The sequence below is a fragment of the Coralloluteibacterium thermophilum genome, from assembly GCF_042654365.1.
In the GTDB taxonomy this organism is placed as follows: domain Bacteria; phylum Pseudomonadota; class Gammaproteobacteria; order Xanthomonadales; family Xanthomonadaceae; genus Coralloluteibacterium; species Coralloluteibacterium thermophilum.
This window is the reverse complement of sequence record NZ_JBHSGG010000019.1, coordinates 1-17,831: the sequence shown is the minus strand read 5'-3', so window position 1 is coordinate 17,831 and position 17,831 is coordinate 1. Positions and strand designations below refer to the sequence as shown.

Genomic DNA, 17,831 nt, shown 5'->3' with positions numbered 1-17,831 from the left:
GTGAGAAATCAGGAGTGAGGAGCGAGGAAAAGCGACAGCACGCGCCCGTTCGACGCAGCGCCGCCCGTCACCACACACGACCTCCCGTTTCCTGTTCCCCGTTCCCGCTTCACATCCCTTCAGGTCCCGATTCCCGATTCCCGATTCCCGATTCCCCCACCGCAACCCCCACCCCGCGCGCCAGGGCGTCGAAGCCGGGAAACGACGTCGCAACGTTGGCGCAGTCGCGGATCAGCACCTCTCCTTCCGAGCACTGCGCCGCGATGGCGAGGCTCATGGCGAGGCGATGGTCGCCGTGGCTGTCCACCTCGCCACCGTGCAGACGGCCGCCGACGATGCGCGCACCGTCCGGCGTCTCCTCGATCTCCGCACCGAGCGCGCGCAGGGCGGCGCTCATGCCGGCGAGGCGGTCGGATTCCTTGACCCGCAGCTCGGCGGCACCGCGCACGACCGTGGTGCCCTCGGCCAGCGCCGCCGCCACGAACAGGGCGGGAAACTCGTCGATCATGTCGGGCACGAGATCCTCCGGGACCTCGATGCCGCGCAGCGGCGCATGCCGGATCGTCAGGTCGGCCACCGGCTCGCCGCCCGACTCGCGCGGGTTGCTCTCGCGGATGTCCGCGCCCATCGCGCGCAAGGCCGCCAGCAGGCCGGTGCGGCGCGGGTTGACGCCCACGCCGGTCAGCACCAGTTCCGAGCCCGGCACCACGCTCGCCGCCACCATGAAGAAGGCCGCGGAGGAAAAATCGCCCGGCACCCGGATCTCGGTCCCGCGGAGGCGATGTCCGCCCAGGACGCGGGCGATGCCCGGCGCGAACTCGACCGGCCAGCCGAAGGCCGCCAGCATCCGCTCGGTGTAGTCGCGGGTCGGATGCGGCTCGCGCACCTCGGTGGTGCCCTCGGCGTACAGCCCGGCCAGCAGCAGTGCCGACTTCACCTGCGCGCTCGCCACCGGCGTCTCGTAGGCGATCGCCCGCAGCGGATGCCCGCCGTGGATGCGCAGCGGCGGCGTGCCGTCGGGGCGGGTATCGATCCGCGCGCCCATGGCGCGCAGCGGATCGACCACCCGCCGCATCGGGCGCTGGCTGAGCGAGGCGTCGCCCACGAGGGTGCAGTCGAGCCCATGGCCGGCGAACAGGCCCGCGAGCAGGCGCATGCCGGTGCCGGCGTTGCCGCAGTCGAGCGGGGCCGAGGCCGGGCGCAGGCCGCGCAGGCCCACGCCGTAGATCAGGCGTTCGCCCTCGCGCGGCGTCTCGATGTGCACGCCGAGCTGGCGCATGACCGCCGCGGTGGCGCGAGTGTCCTCGCCTTCGAGGAAGCCGCGCACCGTGGTGATGCCCTCGGCGACGGCGCCGAGCATCACCGCCCGGTGCGACACCGACTTGTCGCCCGGCACCGCGATGCGTCCGCGGAGCGGCGTGCCACGCCGGGCGATCCAGTCCAGCCGCGCGCTCATGCCAGCACCCCGTCGAGCACGGCGAGCAGGCGCCGGTTCTCGTCGCGCGTGCCGACGCTGATGCGCAGACAGTGCGGAAGGCCGTAGCCGCCGACCGGACGCACGACGACGCCCTGCGCGACCAGGCGCGGCTCCAGGGCGGCGGTGTCGCGGCCGAAGTCGACCAGCAGGAAGTTGGTCTGCGACGGCAGCACGCGCAGGCCCCGCGCCGACAGCGCCGCCGCGAGCGCGGCGCGCTCCTCGGCGTTGCGCTCGACCACCCAGGCCAGATGCGCGTCGTCGTCGAGCGCCGCGAGCGCAGCCGCCTGCGCGGCGCTGTTGACGTTGAAGCTCTCGCGCAGGCGTTCGAGCACCGCCGCCAGCTGCGGGTGCGCCAGCGCATAGCCCACCCGCAGGCCGGCCAGCGCGTAGGCCTTTGAGAAGGTGCGCGTGACCACGAGGTTGGGGTGCGCCGCGAGCAGGGGCACCGCGCTGCCGGCCGCGGGGTCGTCCACGAACTCGGCGTAGGCCTCGTCGACCACCACCAGCACCTCGCCGGGCACCCTGCCGAGGAAGCGCTCGAGCGCCGCCCGCGGGAACCAGGTGCCGGTGGGGTTGTTGGGATTGGCCAGGTAGACGATGCGCGTCATGGGACCGACCGCCGCGGCAAGCGCGTCGAGGTCGTGCCCCAAGGGCATCGCATGCGCCGGCGGCAGCGCGTCGGCCAGCCGCAGCGTCGCACCGACCGCCTGCGCGGCGAGGGCATAGACCGCGAAGCCGTAGCGCGACGCGACCACCTCGGTGCCCGGCGTCGCGAAGGCCTGGGCGATCAGCATCAGCAGTTCGTGCGAGCCGTTGCCCAGGACCACCCCGGCGGGATCGAGTTCCTGCGCCCGCGCGATCCGCGCCTTGAGCGCGGCGCCGGTCGGGTCCGGATAGCGGTGCAGGGTGTTGAGCACGTCCAGCACCGCGGCGCGGGCCGCCGGCGAGGGGCCGTAGGCGTTCTCGTTCGCGCCGAGCTCGACCAGCGCGGCCGGCGCGAAGCGGGCCCGCAGCGCGACGAGGTCGTGCCCCGGGTCGTAGGCGCGCAGCGCCCGGACCGCCGGCGTCGCCAGGCGCTCGAACAGCTCCACGGCCACGCTCACGGCACCGCCACCGGGTACGAGCCCAGCACCTTGATCTGGGCGGAATGGCCCTCCAACTCGGCGAGCGCGGCCTTCATCGCCGGCTCCTCGACGTGCCCCGCGAGGTCGATGAAGAAACCGTACTCCCACTTCGCCTGGTGCGACGGGCGCGACTCGATGCGGTTCATGCTGATGCCGTGGCGCGCGAAGGGGCTCAGCACATCGAACAGCGCGCCGGGCTTGTCGCGGATGAACACCAGCACGGAGGTGCGGTCGTGGCCCGAGGCCGGGAAGATCTGCCGGCCGATCACCAGGAAGCGCGTGGTGTTGTCGGCGTCGTCCTGGATCGGGCGGGTGATGACCTTCTTGAGCCCGTAGACGTGGCCGGCGCTCTCGCCCGCGATGGCGGCAGCGTCGTCGGCGTTGCGCGCGCGGCGCGCGCCCTCGGCGTTGCTCGACACCGGGATCTTCTCGACCTTCGGCAGGTTGGCGCGCAGCCATCCGGCGGTCTGGGCGAAGGACTGCGGATGGGCGTAGATGCGCTCGATGTCCTCGATCCGCCCGGAGCGCGACAGCAGGAACTGGTGCACGCGCAGCTCGGTCTCGCCGCAGATCTTGAGGCTGGAGGTCAGGAACATGTCCAGGGTGACCTGGATCGTGCCCTGTCCCGAGTTCTCGACCGGCACCACGCCGAAGTCGGCGTTGCCGTTCTCGACCTCCTGGAAGACCTCCTCGATGGACGCCAGCGGCAGGCCGTGCGCGGAACGGCCGAAGTGCTTGAGCACCGCCTGCTGGCTGAAGGTGCCCTCCGGGCCGAGATAGCCGATCTTGAGCGGCTCCTGCTGGGCGAGGCAGGCCGACATGATCTCGCGGAACACGTGCACCAGGACCTCGTCGGACAGCGGGCCCTCGTTGCGGTCCACGACCATGCGCAGCACCTGCGCCTCGCGCTCCGGACGGTAGTAGTCGACCGCCGCGGCGAGCTTGCCCTTGGCCTTGCCGACCTGCAGGGCGTACTGCGCGCGCTCGGCGATCAGCGCCTGGATCTGGCGGTCGATGGCGTCGATGCGCTCGCGGACCTGCGCCAGGTCCGGCCGCGCCGGTTTCGCCGCGGGCACCTCGACCTTGCCCGGCCGCGTCCTGTTCGCGCTCTTCTTCGGCGCCATCAGCCGTGCCTCTCCTGGAAATCGTGCATGAAGTCGATCAGTGCGGCCACGCCGGCCTCGGGCATGGCGTTGTAGATGGAGGCGCGCAGGCCGCCGACCGCCTTGTGGCCCTTGAGCGCGAGCAGGCCGGCGGCGTCGGACTCCTCCAGGAACACGGCGTGCAGACGCTCCTCGTGGATCGCGAAGGGCACGTTCATCCACGACCGCACGGCCGGGTCCACCGGATTGCGGTAGAAGCCGCCGCTGCCGTCGATGGCCGCGTACAGCGCCTGCGCCTTGCGTCGGTTGCGCTCGCCCATGGCGGCCAGGCCGCCCTCGCGCTCCAGCCACTTGAAGACCCGCGCGGCAAGGTAGATCGGAAAGGTCGCCGGCGTGTTGAGCATGGAGCGCTGCGCCGCCTGTTCGGCATAGGAGAGGATCCTGGCGCGCGGCTGGCCGGCGCGTTCAAGCAGGTCGCGGCGCACGATCACCAGGGTCAGCCCGGCCGGGCCGACGTTCTTCTGCGCACCGGCGTAGATCAGGCCGTATCTCGACACGTCGAGCGGGCGCGACAGCAGTGTGGACGAGAAATCGGAGACCAGCGGTGCCGGCAGGTCGGCCGGGGCCTCCTGGAACTCCACGCCCTGGATGGTCTCGTTCTGGCAGATGTGCACGTAGGCGGCATCGTCCGACAGCCGCCAGCCCGCGCGCGGCGGCAGCGCGACGTAGGGCGCCCCCGCATCGGCGGCGATGCGCGCGTCGACGTAGGTGCCCGCCTCCGCCAGCGCCTTGGCGCTCCAGTGCCCGGTGACCACGAAGTCCGCGGCCTGCCCGGGCGCGGCGATGTTCATCGGGATGAGGGCGAACTGCTGGGTCGCGCCGCCCTGCAGGAACAGCACCGCGTAGTCGTCGGGGATGGCCAGGAGGCGGCGCAGGTCGGCCTCGGCGTCGGCCACCAGCGCCTCGAAGGCGGCGCCGCGGTGGCTCACCTCCATCACCGAGGCGCGCGCGTCGCCCCACTCCAGCAGTTCGGCCTGCGCTTCGCGCAGGACCGCCTCGGGCAGCGCGGCCGGGCCGGCGCTGAAGTTGTAGGCACGCGTCATCGGGTCACGTTTGTGCAGGACAGCAGACGCCGAAGGCTAGCAGGCCGCGGACGGAAGTGAGAGATGAGAAACGACACACGACGGAGACGGCCTCCGCATCCCCGCGGCCCGGCCGTGGCGCCTGCGCCGCGGTGGCGCGCGGTGCCGTCATGTGCGTCCGGACGAACCGCGGACGTTCCTGCTCCGGATGGCCTGCCAGCCCGATCGCCCGGGCGGCTGCAGCGCCCGCCGCGACCAGCGGGCGCGTGGACGGTATACGGGAGCACCGCCCCGCCGGCTGCCCGTGGGCGCCGGCGACGGCGGCGGGAGATGGCTCAGCGACGGCCGCGCGCGCGGCGTTCGCTGGCGAGTTCGACGCGGATCAGCTCGCCGTCCTGCGACGAACCGTTGAGGGCGGCGATCGCATTGCGCGCCTCGTGCCCTTCCATCTGCAGCTCGGCGAAGCCCTTGCACTCGCCGCTGAAGAGGTCCTTGGCCATCTTCAGGCCGCGGACGCGGCCGTGGGCGGCGAACAGTTCGGTGAGCGTCTTCTCGTTCATGCTGCGCGGCAGGCCGCGCACGTTGAGCGTGAGCACCGGGACCCTCCTTCGTTGGGTTGCTGGAAATAAAAACGCCGGGCGGACCTGCGTCCGCCCGGCGTCGATGGCGACAGCCCGGCCAGCTTAGAGCGGCTGGACCTGGTCGGCCTGCAGGCCCTTCTGGCCCTGGGTCACGATGAAGGAGACCTTCTGGCCTTCCTGCAGCGACTTGAAGCCCGTGCCCTGGATGGCGCGGAAGTGCACGAACACGTCCTCGCCGCCCTCGCGGCTGATGAAGCCGAAGCCCTTGGCGTCGTTGAACCACTTGACGGTGCCGATCTGACGATCCGACATGACTTACTCCGTTACATATAGCGATGAAAGAAAATCCACGATCCGGAAATGGCTCCGGCCGGGACTGAGAATGCAGGGAGTAAACGAGGCGGTGATGAAGCGGATCGCGTGTATCGACTCGCGCCAGGCCACAGTTCAACGTGACCCTTGCAAACGCAGTGAGGCCACCATACCCGTATTCAGGTGAGAAGGCGAGCGGATCCGGAGGCCGGCCGGACGCGTGGACAGGTGGCGCACAGGCACGGGATCATCGGCGCCCAGCGCCGGAGCCCCGATGGCGAGTCCCGAGCCCCTGCTGATCGTCTTCGTCCATGGCTGGGGCGCGACCGGCACGGCGGCCTATGGCGGCCTGCCGGCGGCGCTGGCGGGTGCCCTGGGCGAGCGCGGCGAGGTCGTGCACATCGAGCTCGGCCGCTACGTCAGCTTCCGCGACGAGGTCACCCTGCCCGACCTGGCGCGCGCCTTCGACGCCGCCCTGGCCGAGCTGCTGGCTGGCCGCCGCCACCGCGGCCGGGTCGCCTGCATCGCCCACTCCACCGGCGGGCCGCTGCTGCGCGAGTGGCTGCACCGTCACGTCGAAGAGCCGCGCCGGCCCTGCCCGGTGAGCCACCTGGTGATGCTGGCGCCGGCGAACTTCGGTTCGGCCCTGGCGCAGCTCGGCAAGTCGCGGCTGGCCGCGCTGGCGGCCTGGTTCGGCGGCATCGAACCCGGCCAGGGCGTGCTGGACTGGCTGGAACTGGGCAGCGACGCCGGCTACCGCCTCGCGCACGCCTGGCTGTCGCCGGAACGGCCCCGTCGCGGATGGCCCTGGCTGTTCGTGCTCAGCGGCGACGGGATCGACCGCAGGCTCTACGACCACGTCAACGCCTACACCGGCGAGACCGGCTCCGACGGCGTGGTGCGGCTGGCGTCGGCCAACCTCAACGCGAGCTACCTGCGCCTGCGGCAGGACGCGCCGCGGCGGGCGGACGCGCCGGCCGCACTGCGCGTCGCCGAGCTGCGGCGCGCGCGGCCGACGGCCTTCCGCATCCTCCCCGGCGTGGCGCACACCGGCCCCCGCATGGGCATCATGACCGCCCGCGATCCGCGCCCGACCCTCGAACCGCTGCTGCGCTGCCTGGCAGTGCGCGATCCGCGCGGCTACCGCGCGCTGACGGCGGCCTTCGCACACGAGAACGCGGTGCACCAGGACGTGGCCAACCGCGTCGAGGTGCAGCGCGTGCCCCTGCTCCCGGACCGGGTCTTCATCCACGACCCGCACGCCATGCTGGTGGTGCGCATCTTCGACCAGAGCGGCGCGCGGCCGGGCGACGCGGACGTCCTGCTGACCGGACCCGGCGGCGATCCCGACCGACTGCCGCGCGGCTTCCTCACCGACCGCCAGGGCAACAGCCGACACCCGGGCGTCGTCACGTTCCACCTCAACCTCGCCTCGCTCGCGGGCAGCCCGGCCGTCGTGGCGGCGGACGGCCGCGTACTGCGCCCCGCCCTGCCCGGCGGCGGCCCCTATGGCCTGCTGGTCCGGCCGCGCGGCGGCGCCCGCCGCGTGGTGGGCCACGTGCAGGGCCGACTGGATGCCACCGAGCTGGACCTGCTCGATGTCCTGCATCCGAACGAAACGACGATCCTGGACATCGTGATGCACCGTACCGTCCGCCGCGGCGCGTTCCGGCTCGGCCCCGCCGACGGACCCACCGTGGACTTCCGCCGTGAGCCGATGGGGGATGGGGTGGTCTGAAGGCGTGGGGGTTGGGTCTGGGGCCTGGGGGCTGGGGCTTGGGGCTTGAGGGTTGGAGGTTGGAGGTTGGGAGTTGGGGCTCAGGGCTTGGGGCGCCCGTGCCCCGTGCCCCGTGCCCCGTGCCCCGTGCCCCCATGCCCTCTGCCCCGTGCCCCCGCCCCTCTGCCCCCTGCCCATGCCCGCCCACCCCCTCCCCGCCTGCTAGGCTCCCCACCATGCCCAGCCCCGACACCGAGCGCCGGCTCCGCGAGCACAACCGCCGTTTCTACGACGCGCTCTGGCGCGATGCGCGGCTGGTCGCGCCGGAACGCTTCAACACCTGGCCGATCGTGGCGCCACTGGCCGCCGCCTCGACGCGCCGCCTGGAAGTCGCGCCCGGACTGCGCCCGCGCCTGCCGATCGAAGGCACCTGCTTCGCCGACATCAGTCTCCCGGCCCTGCGCGCGCTGCACGAGGCCGGGGGGGAGGCCGTGCACGCCCTGGTCTCGGCCCTGCCCTTCGGCGACGCCGCGTTCGACCTGGTCGCGGCGATGGACATCGTCGAGCACGTGGACGACGACGAGGCCGCGTTCGCCGAACTCGCGCGCGTCTGCGCGCCCGGCGGCTGCCTGTTGCTGTCGGTTCCGCTGCACATGTCGGCCTGGACGCCCTTCGACGAGTTCGTCGGCCACCGCCGCCGCTACGCGCCCGAGGCCCTGCTCGCCCTCCTCACGCGGCACGGGTTCGAGATCGAACGCAGCGCCGCGCACGGCATGCAGCCGAGCTCCTCGCGCCTGCTCGATCTGGGCATGTGGTTCCTGACCCACCAGCGGAAGCGCGCCATGTGGTGGTACAACCGCGTCGGCATGCCACTGTCGGTCCGGTTCCAGGCGCCGCTCGATGCGCGCCCGGGGCTGATCGACGTGGAGCGGGTGGATACGGTACTGCTGGTCTGCCGCCGCACGGGCTGACCCCGATACCGGCCGCTCACGCCGCTGGGGCAGAATGACGCGCCCCATCGCCTGCCGTCCCGCCCCCCCCCGCCGCACGCCGGCGATCCCGAAGAGCACATGCCGCAGCCCGTCTCCATCCAGCTGAGCGACTTCCGCAACGTTCTCGCCCAGGCGCCCGCACCCTACGTGGTCCTCAGCGCCGATCCCGATTTCGTCATCGTCTGGGCCAACGACGCCTACCTCGCGGCCACGGGCCGCCGGCTCGACGAGATCGTCGGCCGACCGATGATCCAGGCCTTCCCAAGCACGCCGGACGAAACCGGCGCCGCCAGCCAGGAGCGCCTGCTGCGCTCGCTGCACCGGGTGCTGAACACCGGCATCCGCGACGTGATCGCCGTCATCCACTACCGGATTCCCTCTGCCTCCGGCGGCGGCGACTTCGAGGACCGCTACTGGAGCGCGACCCACATCCCGGTCCGCGGCGAGGACGGCGCGCTGCGCTACATCCTCCAGCACACCGAGGACATCACCGAACTCCAGCGCCTGCGCCAGAGCGGCGAGAGCCCCGACCTGTCGCCGCTGCAACGGGTCAGCGGCAACGTGTTCCGGCGTGCCGAGGTCGTGCAGGAACAGGCCGACGCGCTGCAGATGGAGACCGAGCGCCTGCGCCAGCTGTTCGAGCAGGCGCCCTCCTTCGTCGCCATCCTGCGCGGTCCCGAGCACGTCTTCGAGCTTGCCAACCTGGCCTACCGCGAACTGACCGGACACCGCGAGCTGGTCGGCAAGCCGGTGCGCGAGGCGCTGCCCGAGATCGACAACCAGGGTTTCGTCGAACTGCTGGATCAGGTCTACGCCACCGGCGAGCCCTACGTCGGCCGCGGCGTGATGGCGCGGCTGATGGGCTACGACGGCAACGCCGACGAGCGCGTGCTCGACTTCGTCTACCAGCCCATCCTCGACGATGCCGGCGGAGTGACCGGCGTGTTCGTGCAGGGCACCGACATCACCCAGCAGACCCGCATCCAGGAAGAGCTGCAGCACCACCGCGACCGCCTGGAGGAACTGGTGCTGGCGCGCACCCGCGCGCTGGAAGAAAGCGAGCACGAGCGCCGCCAGGCCGAGGCCGCGCTGCGCCATGCGCAGAAGATGGAGGCCATCGGCCAGTTGACCGGTGGCGTCGCGCACGACTTCAACAATCTCCTGCAGGTCATCGCGGGCAACCTGCAGATGCTGCAGCGGAGCATCCACGGCGAGGAGGACGGGCGGCGCCTGCGCAACGCCATCGCCGCGGTCGATCGCGGCGCCAAGGTGGCCTCGCAGCTGCTCGCGTTCGCGCGCCGGCAGCCGCTGGAGCCGCGCGCGGTGAACCTCGGCCGGCTGGTGCAGGGCATGGAGGACCTCCTGCGCCGTGCGCTCGGCGAGGCCATCGAGCTGGAGACGGTCATCAGCGGCGGCCTGTGGACCACGCTGGCCGACCCGGACCAGGTCGAGAACGTGATCCTCAACCTCGCGGTCAACGCACGCGACGCGATGGACGGCAGCGGGCGGCTGACCATCGAGGCCTGCAACGCCATGCTCGACATGGACTACGTGCAGAGCACCGACGACGTGCAGCCCGGCCAGTACGTGATGCTGGCCCTGTCCGACACCGGCTGCGGCATGACCGAGGACGTGCTGGAGAAGGCCTTCGAGCCGTTCTTCTCGACCAAGCCCGAGGGCCGCGGCACCGGCCTCGGGCTGTCGATGGTGTACGGCTTCGTCAAGCAGAGCGGCGGGCACATCCGCATCTACAGCGAGCCGGGGCACGGCACCACGGTCAAGATCTACCTGCCGCGCTCGCTGCTGGCCGAGGAGGTGCGTCCCCCGGTCGAGACCGGCCCGGTCGAGGGCGGCTCCGAGACCATCCTCGTGGTCGAGGACGACCCGCAGGTGCAGGCCACCGTGGTCGACATGCTCAAGGGCCTGGGCTACCGCGTGCTGCGCGCCTCCGAGGCGCAGAGCGCGCTGGCCATCGCGCAGAGCGGCGTGCCGATCGACCTCCTGTTCACCGACGTGGTGATGCCCGGGCCCATGCGCTCGCCCGAACTGGCGCGCCGCGTCCGCGAGCTGTTGCCCGACGTCGCCGTGTTGTTCACGTCGGGCTACACCGAAAACGCCATCGTGCACGGCGGCCGTCTGGATCCCGGCGTGCAGCTGCTCAGCAAGCCCTACCGCCGGGAAGACCTCGCGCGCCGCATCCGCCACGTATTGCGCAACCACCGCCAGGAACGGGCGCTGCTTGCGAAGGGAGACATATTGATGCCGCAGGAGCTTCCCCAGGACGTCGACCGGGCCGCGGACACGCAGGACGCCGGTACCGGTACCGGTGCCAGTACCGGCGCCGGTCTCCGCATCCTGTTCGTCGAGGACAACGTCATGATCCAGATGACGACGGCTGAGATGCTCGAATCCATGGGCCACCACGTCGACGCCCACGAGAGCGCCGAGACCGCGCTCGACGCCATCCGTGCCGGCGCCAGCTACGACGTGCTGTTCACCGACATCGACCTGCCGGGCATGTCCGGCGTGGAGCTGGCCGCCCAGGTGCTCGCCGACGCGCCGGGGCTGCGCGTGGTGCTGGCCTCGGGCTATGGCGACGCCAAGGGCGCCACCCTGCCCGCCGGCGACATCAGCCACCTGCCCAAGCCCTACGGCATCGAGGACATCGAGCGCCTCTTCGGGGCCGTCTGATGCAGCCGGCGAGCTCGCGCTACATGCAGGTGGACGTGTTCACCGCGCGCGCCGGCGGCGGCAACCCGCTGGGCGTGGTGCTTGACGGAACGGGCTGGAGCGACGCGGCCATGCAGGCCTTCGCGACCTGGACCGACCTCGTCGAGACGACCTTCGTCCTGCCGCCCGACGGCGACGACGCCGACTACCGGCTGCGCATCTTCACGCCGAGCCGCGAGATCCCCTTCGCGGGACATCCGAGCGTGGGCAGCGCCCATGCCCTGCTCGCCGCCGGCCTCGTCGCGCCGCGCGACGGCGCCCTGCGCCAGGCCTGCGGCGCCGGCATCCTGCCCGTGCGCGTCGAGGACACCGCACAGGGGCGACGGATCTTCGTGCAGGCGCCGGCGGCGCGCGTGCTCGAACGCGGCGATGCCGCCGCGCGCCTGCGGCCGCTGCTGGGCGACCTCGCCCTCGGCGCCCTGCCGCCGGCACTCGTCGAGGGCGGACGCCGCTGGTGGCTGGTCGAACTCGCCGACGAAGCCGCGCTGCGTGCGTGGCGACCGGAGCACGCGGCGATCGCCGCGCTGGCGCACGACACCGACAGCCTCGGCCTGTGCGCCTTCGCCCGGAGCGCCGACCCCGGCTTCGAGCTCGCGCTGCGCGCCTTCCCCGCGGGCGCGGGCATCGTCGAGGACCCCGCCTCGGGCGCGGCGAACGGCCTCGTGGCCGCCTACATCGTGGACGCCGAGCCGGACGGCCCGCTGGCGCGCGGCTACCGCGTCAGCCAGGGCCGCGAGATCGGGCGCGACGCCCACCTCGTGCTGCGCGTCGAAGACGGCCGCGTGTGGGTCGGCGGCGAGACCCAGACGGTGATCGACGGCAGCGTGCGCTGGCCGCGCTGAGCCACACCCAACCGCTCCCGCCATGATGCGATCCACGGCCCTCCTCCGCTTCGCAGGGGGTGGAGCCGGTGGCGCCTTTTGAGGAGTGGGTGGAGAGGAGTGAGAAACGCGGGCGGGCAGCCGCGCTTTCTCTCGTTGTCACGCGCCCCTCGCCCCCGCTCCCGGTCTCTCGCGCCCCGCGCGAAGCCGGCGCTCAGCGCAGGAAGGCCGGATTCGCGAGTTCCGTGAAGAAGCGCTGGACGATGGGCGGATGCAGCAGGACCAGGAACAGCACGCCGTAGGCCGCACCGGCCAGGTGCGCGCCGTGGTTGACGTTGTCGCCGCCGCGGCGGTCCATCCAGATGCTGTAGCCGACGTAGAACACCGCGTAGAGGATGGCCGGTGCGGGAATGAAGAACACGAAGATGAGCGACCAGGGCGAGACCAGGACGAAGGCGAACAGCACCGCCGAGACCGCGCCCGAGGCGCCCAGGCAGCGGTAGTTGGGATCGTCGCGGTGCTTGATGTAGCTGGGCAGCACCGATACCAGCAACGCGCTCAGGTAGAACAGCAGGTAGCCCAGCGCGCCCACGCCGAGCTGGGCGAGCACGCTTTCCATGACGCGCCCGAAGAAGAACAGCGTGATCATGTTGAACGCCAGGTGCGCCACGTCGGCATGGATGAAGCCCGACGTGACCAGGCGGTCGTACTGGCCCTTGCGCACCGCCGGGGGCCAGAGGATCAGGCGGTCGACGAGACCGGGCCGCTGCCAGGCGAGGATGGTCACCACGCAGGTGACGGCGACGATGCCGAGGGTGACGATCATGCGCGGCGCGCGCTCCGGGAAGGCCAGCCCGGAAGGATAGCGGATCGCGCGCTGCGGACTCAGCCGCCCGCGTCGTCGCGGATGCGCCGCCTGCGGTCGGTCAGGAACATGCTGACCAGCAGCGTCACGCCGAAGGCGGCGGCCATCACGAACATGATGAGCGCGAACGCCGGGTAGCCGAAGATCCGCGCGTCGGTCTCCACGCTCATCATCATCGCCGCGCCGACGATGAGCGCGGCGATCACGATGCCCGCGCAGATGCGGTTGGCGATCTTCTGCAGGTTCTCCATCAGGTGGGACTCTTCGAGCCCGGTCATGTGCACGCGCAGGCGGTTCTCCGCCAGCGTGTGCAGGATGGCCGAGACCCGCCGCGGCATGTCGCGCGCGAGTTCCTGCACCTCCATCATCTCGCTGGCGATGGCCGAGGGCGAGAAGGAGCTCAGCATGCGCGTGCGCATGACGCTCTGCAGATGGCCCTGCACGACCTCGCGCACGTCCATGTCCGGGTCCAGCGCGCGCGAGACGGCCTCGAGGTTGAGCAGGGTCTTGGCCAGCAGCGTGAGCTCGGGCGCGGTGCGCAGCCCGTGCGCGGCCCCGATGCGGGTGAGCTCCATCACCATCCGGCCCTCGGAGATGAGGTCCGAGCCCGACAGGCTGCAGTACTGGGCGATGAGCCGCCCCGTCTCGCGGATGAAGTCGGTCTCGCGGAAGTCCTCCAGCCGCGTGCCGAGGCCCATGAAGATCTCGGCGGTGTCCTCGCCGCGACCGTCCACCGCCGCCAGGATGAGCTTGAGCAGGCGGTCGCGCATGCGCGGCGGCAGGTGCGCCACCATGCCCAGGTCGAGCAGGGCGAGGCGGTTGTCCGGCATCAGCAGCACGTTGCCCGGATGCGGGTCGGCGTGGATGAGCCCGTGCACGAAGACCTGGTCGAGATAGGCACGCACGAGCGTGCGGCCGAGGGCGTCGAGCGGCTGCTCCATGCGCCGCAGGTCGGCGACGCGGGTCACCTTGGCGCCCGGCAGGAGTTCCATGGTGAGCACCTTCATGGTGCTCATGTCCCAGATCGGCCCGGGCACGCACAGCTCGGGATACGGCTCGATGTTGCGCGCGAAGGTGGTGAGGTTCTCGGCCTCGATGCGGTAGTCGAGCTCGGCCATCAGGGTCTTTCGGAATTCCGAGACCCAGTCCGCGAAGCGGTAGCGGCGACCGAGGTCGCTCACCTTGTCCACGGTGCCGGCCAGGCGCGCGAGCATGCCGAGGTCCTCGCGGATGGTCGCGAGGATGCCGGGACGCTGCACCTTGACCGCCACGCGGCGCCCCCCGCGCAGGGTCGCGGCGTGCACCTGCGCCAGCGAGGCCGCGGCCATGGGCGTCTCGTCGAAGCTGGCGAAGGCCTTGGACAGGCGCACGCCCAGCTCGTGCTCGATCTGCTCCCGGATCTGCTCGAACGGCACCGGCGCCACGTCGTCCTGCATGCGCTCCAGCGCGACGAGGAACGGCGGCGGCACCAGGTCGGGCCGGGTCGAGAGCGACTGGCCGAGCTTGATGAAGGTGGGCCCGAGGGCCTCCAGGTCGCGCGCGAACTGCTCGGGCTGGCCCGGTTCGGTGCCCTCGGCGACCTCCGCGGTCTGGGCGAGCGCCGCGTCGTCGAGCATCAGCCCGTTGAAGATGCCGGCCTTGCGGTAGCGCAGCACCAGGCGCGCGATCTCGATGTAGCGGCGCATGCCGCGCGGCGTCGAAACGGCGTCCGCGCTGACCTCGTGGTGTTCGTCCGGGTGGCGCGCGATGTGCGTGGGGGTATGCGGCATGAAGGGCTGTCCGGCTCGGGCCGTTGCGGTACGCCAAGGCCGTGTGATCCGCACCGAGCCTGCCAGTCCGCGGGCGAGCGTTTCGTCAAAGGCGGATGCACGTCGCGCAAACGCGGCCCGCCCATACTGCCGACGAGCCATCCCTCGAGGTTTCCATGACCAGCAAGAACAGCGACGACACCGTCCGCGGCACGCCGAACCCGGTGAAGAACGCCCCGCAGAAGGACGAGGCGACCGGCTATCCCGAGGAGAACCCGCGCAGCCCGGGCGAGGCCCGCGAACCGCACGCCAAGCGGCCGCGCAATCCCGAGAAGCCGGAGGGCGGCCTCGGCGAGCGCGAGCCCGGGACCGACGCCTGAAGCGTCCCGCCCGGACCTCAGCTCGCCCCCAGCGCGGCGGCCTCGCCCCCCCGCGCCGCCGCCCGCTGCCAGGCCGGCCGCTCGCGGATGCGTCGCAGGAAGCCGGCCAGGCGGGGATGGCGCGCGTCGTCGAGACCGCCCCGCGCCGCCGCCGCTTCCAGCGGGAAGCTCATCTGGATGTCCGCCGCGCTGAACGCCTCGCCCGCGAACCACGGCCGGTCGGCGAGCTCGCCTTCCAGGAACGCGAAGTGGCGGTCCAGTTCGGGCCGCACGAAGGTGGCTTCGATCTTCGAGGCCACGCCTGCGACCACGGGCCGCACGAAGAACGGCACCTTCGCCCTGCGCACCTGCCCCGCGAGCAGCGCGACCAGCAACGGGGGCATGAGCGAGCCCTCCGCGTAGTGCAGCCAGTAGGTGTAGCGCCGTCCGTCCTCGCCGTCACGCGGCGGCGCAAGCCGTCCCTCGCCGTCGTAGCGACCGACCAGGTATTCGACGATCGCACCGGACTCGGCGACGACGATGCCGTCGTCCTCGATCACCGGCGCCTTGCCCAGCGGGTGCACCGCGCGCAGCGCCTCGGGTGCCCGCAGGTCCGCCCCGCGCCTGTACTCGCGCAGCGTGTACGGCACGCCCAGTTCCTCCAGGAGCCAGAGCACGCGCTGCGAACGGGACCTGTCGAGATGGTGGACGACGAGCATGGGCGGCTTCCGTGGGAGGCGCCCGGAAGATAGCAGCGCAAGGCGGCGCGGGCGTTGCCAACGGCACGGTCGCCGCCTCGGGCCGGCGCATACCATGGGGATCCCGCCCCACGGACGCCCCGCCATGCCGCAACCGCTGCACGCCCTGCTCGCCGCCGCCCTTCTCGCCGCCCTGCCGCACGCGCCGACGCGCGCCGCGCAGCCGGACCATGCGCTCGCGACCGAGTCCGAGCGCTCCGGCTTCCTTCGCACCGGCCGCTACGAGGAGGTGCTGCGCCTGTGCGACGCCTACGCCGCACGCTGGCCGGAGGCGGTGCGCTGCGAGACCTTCGGCACCACGCCCGAAGGTCGGCCGATGGTCGCCCTGGTGGCCTCGCGCAGCGGCGCGCTCACCCCGGAGGCGGCGCGCGCGCAGGGCCTGCCGGTCACCCTGTTCCAGGGCGGCATCCATCCGGGCGAGGCCGACGGCAAGGACGCGGGCTTCCTCGCCCTGCGCGAACTGCTCGAAGGCGAGGCGGCGGCCGGCGCGCTGGAGCGCCAGGTCGTGCTCTTCGTACCGATGTTCAATGCCGACGGGCACGAGCGCTTCGGCCGCTACAACCGCCCGAACCAGCGCGGCCCCGAGGAGATGGGGTGGCGCACCACCGCGCAGAACCACAACCTCAACCGCGAGTACGTCAAGGCGGACGCGCCCGAGATGCAGGCCATGCAGGCCTTCATGCAGCGCTGGGATCCCCTGCTGCTGGTCGACCTGCACGCCACCAACGGCGCCCAGTTCGAGCACGACATCTCCATCCAGGTCGAGCCGCTCAAGGCCGGCGACCCGGCGCTGCGCGAGGTCGGGCTGGCGCTGCGCACCGGCACCATCGAACGCCTCGCCGCCCACGGTTCGCTGCCGCTGGAGTTCTACCCCTCCTTCGTCGTCAGCGACGACCCGACCTCGGGCTTCGAGGACGGCGTGCCCACCGGCCGTTTCTCGCACGGGTTCATGCCCCTGGTGAACCGCCTCGGCATGCTGGTCGAGACCCACAGCTGGAAGCCCTACCCGGAACGCGTGCGCGCCACCCGCAACACCATCGTCGCGGTGGCCGAGCAGATGCAGGCGCAGGGGGCGGCGTGGCGCCGCATCGCCGATGCCGCGGACGACCGCGCGCGCCGCCTCGGCGGCAGCCGCGTACCGCTGACCTGGGCGGTCACCGACACCGCGCGCACCATCGACTTCCGCGGCTATGCCTACACCCGCACCCAGTCCGAGGTGTCGGGCGCGCTGATGACCCGCTACGACGAGACGACCCCGCAGGTCTGGCGCGTTCCCCTGCGCGAGGAGGTGGTGCCGGAGATCGTGGTGACCGCGCCGCGCGGCGGCTACGTCGTGCCGGCCGCGCACGCCGAGCGGGTGGCGGCGAAGCTGCGCCAGCACGGCATCGCCTTCTCGCGGCTGGAGCGCGCGCACCCGGAGGCCCCGACCGAGACCTTCCGCGCCGAGCGCGTATCCTTCGCGCCCCGCTCGGTGGAGGCCCGGCAGCCGGTCCAGCTGGCCGGAAGCTGGTCGCGCGAACCGCGCGACGTCCCGGCCGGCTCGCTGTACGTGCCCATCGCCCAGCCGCGGGCGCGCCTGGTCATGGAGCTCCTCGAACCCCAGGCCCCGGATTCGCTGGCGGCCTGGGGCGACTTCAACATCGCCTTCGAGCGCAAGGAATACATGGAGGCCTACGTCGCCGAGGACGTCGCGCGGGAGATGCTGGAGGACCCCGCCGTCCGCCGCGAATTCGAGACCCGGCTGGCCGAGGACCCGGAGTTCGCCGCCAGCCCGTCGGCGCGGCTGGAGTTCTTCTACCGCCGGCACTCCTCCTGGGACGAGCGTCTCAACCTGTACCCCGTCTTCCGCGTGGACGCAGCGCTGGAGCGGGCGAGCCGCTGACCTTGAGGAGTGAGTGGGGAGGAGCGAGGAAGGAGGGTGGGCAGTCGTGCTTTCTTTCGTTTCCCGCTCCTCAATCCCTCACTCCTCCGCAACCAGTCCCCTTCCCCCGCCTGCGGGGGAAGGCCGGGATGGGGGTGAAGCGCGCGCAGCGCGCTGCCTGAGAAGTGCTTCGAGAAGAACGAGGACGAGCTGTCGCCGCCTTACTCGTTTCTCACTCCTCAGGGTTCTACCCCGAAATCACGGACGGTTGTAAAAGGGCTGAGAACTTCTGGTCTTGCCT

General features: G+C 71.9%; 15 protein-coding genes. 6 read left to right on the top strand and 9 right to left on the bottom strand.

The annotated features are described in order from the left end of the window. Window positions 1–109: 109 nt before the first annotated feature. From aroA to ACFO3Q_RS07220, 6 genes are all read right to left on the bottom strand, one after another. A complete protein-coding gene (aroA, locus tag ACFO3Q_RS07245; protein ID WP_377003980.1) occupies window positions 110–1,456 on the bottom strand; it encodes a 3-phosphoshikimate 1-carboxyvinyltransferase in 1,347 nt (448 codons plus the stop codon). Further along, window positions 1,453–2,580 carry a histidinol-phosphate transaminase gene (gene hisC, locus ACFO3Q_RS07240; RefSeq protein WP_377003979.1) on the bottom strand — a complete coding sequence of 376 codons (1,128 nt, stop codon included), beginning with the start codon at window positions 2,578–2,580 and terminating at the stop codon, window positions 1,453–1,455. The genes aroA and hisC overlap by 4 nt, the downstream gene beginning before the upstream one ends. Continuing rightward, window positions 2,577–3,725 (bottom strand): prephenate dehydratase, encoded by a 1,149-nt coding sequence (gene pheA, locus ACFO3Q_RS07235; protein WP_377003978.1) that lies wholly within the window; start codon window positions 3,723–3,725, stop codon window positions 2,577–2,579. Before pheA ends, hisC begins: the two co-directional genes overlap by 4 nt. After that, the gene (gene serC / locus ACFO3Q_RS07230; RefSeq protein ID WP_377003976.1) at window positions 3,725–4,807 is read right to left on the bottom strand and encodes a 3-phosphoserine/phosphohydroxythreonine transaminase; all 1,083 of its coding nucleotides are present in this window, start codon (window positions 4,805–4,807) and stop codon (window positions 3,725–3,727) included. Before serC ends, pheA begins: the two co-directional genes overlap by 1 nt. A 314-nt stretch (window positions 4,808–5,121) precedes the next feature. Next, a complete protein-coding gene (locus ACFO3Q_RS07225; RefSeq protein WP_377003975.1) occupies window positions 5,122–5,382 on the bottom strand; it encodes an RNA recognition motif domain-containing protein in 261 nt (86 codons plus the stop codon). 87 nt (window positions 5,383–5,469) lie between these two features. Next, window positions 5,470–5,679, bottom strand: a complete 210-nt coding sequence (locus ACFO3Q_RS07220) for a cold-shock protein (RefSeq protein ID WP_377003974.1) — start codon at window positions 5,677–5,679, stop codon at window positions 5,470–5,472. Window positions 5,680–5,953: 274 nt separating this feature from the next. Here ACFO3Q_RS07220 and ACFO3Q_RS07215 point away from each other — a divergent pair, with 274 nt between their 5' ends. From ACFO3Q_RS07215 to ACFO3Q_RS07200, 4 genes are all read left to right on the top strand, one after another. Next, window positions 5,954–7,417 carry an esterase/lipase family protein gene (locus tag ACFO3Q_RS07215; protein ID WP_377003973.1) on the top strand — a complete coding sequence of 488 codons (1,464 nt, stop codon included), beginning with the start codon at window positions 5,954–5,956 and terminating at the stop codon, window positions 7,415–7,417. A gap of 215 nt (window positions 7,418–7,632) precedes the next feature. Then, window positions 7,633–8,367, top strand: coding sequence for a class I SAM-dependent methyltransferase (locus ACFO3Q_RS07210; RefSeq protein WP_377003972.1), 735 nt, complete (start codon window positions 7,633–7,635; stop codon window positions 8,365–8,367). Window positions 8,368–8,466: 99 nt separating this feature from the next. Beyond that, window positions 8,467–11,079 carry a response regulator gene (locus ACFO3Q_RS07205; protein ID WP_377003971.1) on the top strand — a complete coding sequence of 871 codons (2,613 nt, stop codon included), beginning with the start codon at window positions 8,467–8,469 and terminating at the stop codon, window positions 11,077–11,079. After that, complete coding sequence (locus tag ACFO3Q_RS07200) at window positions 11,079–11,960, top strand: PhzF family phenazine biosynthesis protein (protein WP_377003970.1); 882 nt, start codon at window positions 11,079–11,081, stop codon at window positions 11,958–11,960. Before ACFO3Q_RS07205 ends, ACFO3Q_RS07200 begins: the two co-directional genes overlap by 1 nt. A 193-nt stretch (window positions 11,961–12,153) precedes the next feature. Here ACFO3Q_RS07200 and ACFO3Q_RS07195 read toward each other — a convergent pair whose 3' ends face one another. Continuing rightward, complete coding sequence (locus tag ACFO3Q_RS07195) at window positions 12,154–12,762, bottom strand: rhomboid family intramembrane serine protease (protein ID WP_377003998.1); 609 nt, start codon at window positions 12,760–12,762, stop codon at window positions 12,154–12,156. 62 nt (window positions 12,763–12,824) lie between these two features. Continuing rightward, window positions 12,825–14,573 carry an ABC1 kinase family protein gene (locus tag ACFO3Q_RS07190; RefSeq protein WP_377003969.1) on the bottom strand — a complete coding sequence of 583 codons (1,749 nt, stop codon included), beginning with the start codon at window positions 14,571–14,573 and terminating at the stop codon, window positions 12,825–12,827. A 155-nt stretch (window positions 14,574–14,728) separates the two neighbouring features. Here ACFO3Q_RS07190 and ACFO3Q_RS07185 point away from each other — a divergent pair, with 155 nt between their 5' ends. After that, entirely contained in the window at window positions 14,729–14,932 is a 204-nt protein-coding gene (locus ACFO3Q_RS07185; protein WP_377003968.1) for a hypothetical protein, read from the top strand. Window positions 14,933–14,949: 17 nt separating this feature from the next. Here the strand turns inward: ACFO3Q_RS07185 and ACFO3Q_RS07180 are convergent, their stop codons facing one another. After that, a complete protein-coding gene (locus ACFO3Q_RS07180) occupies window positions 14,950–15,630 on the bottom strand; it encodes a glutathione S-transferase (protein ID WP_377003967.1) in 681 nt (226 codons plus the stop codon). A 124-nt stretch (window positions 15,631–15,754) separates the two neighbouring features. Here ACFO3Q_RS07180 and ACFO3Q_RS07175 point away from each other — a divergent pair, with 124 nt between their 5' ends. Next, window positions 15,755–17,551: a M14 family zinc carboxypeptidase gene (locus tag ACFO3Q_RS07175; protein ID WP_377003966.1), complete on the top strand. Its 1,797-nt coding sequence runs from the start codon at window positions 15,755–15,757 to the stop codon at window positions 17,549–17,551. The last annotated feature ends 280 nt before the right edge of the window (window positions 17,552–17,831 follow it).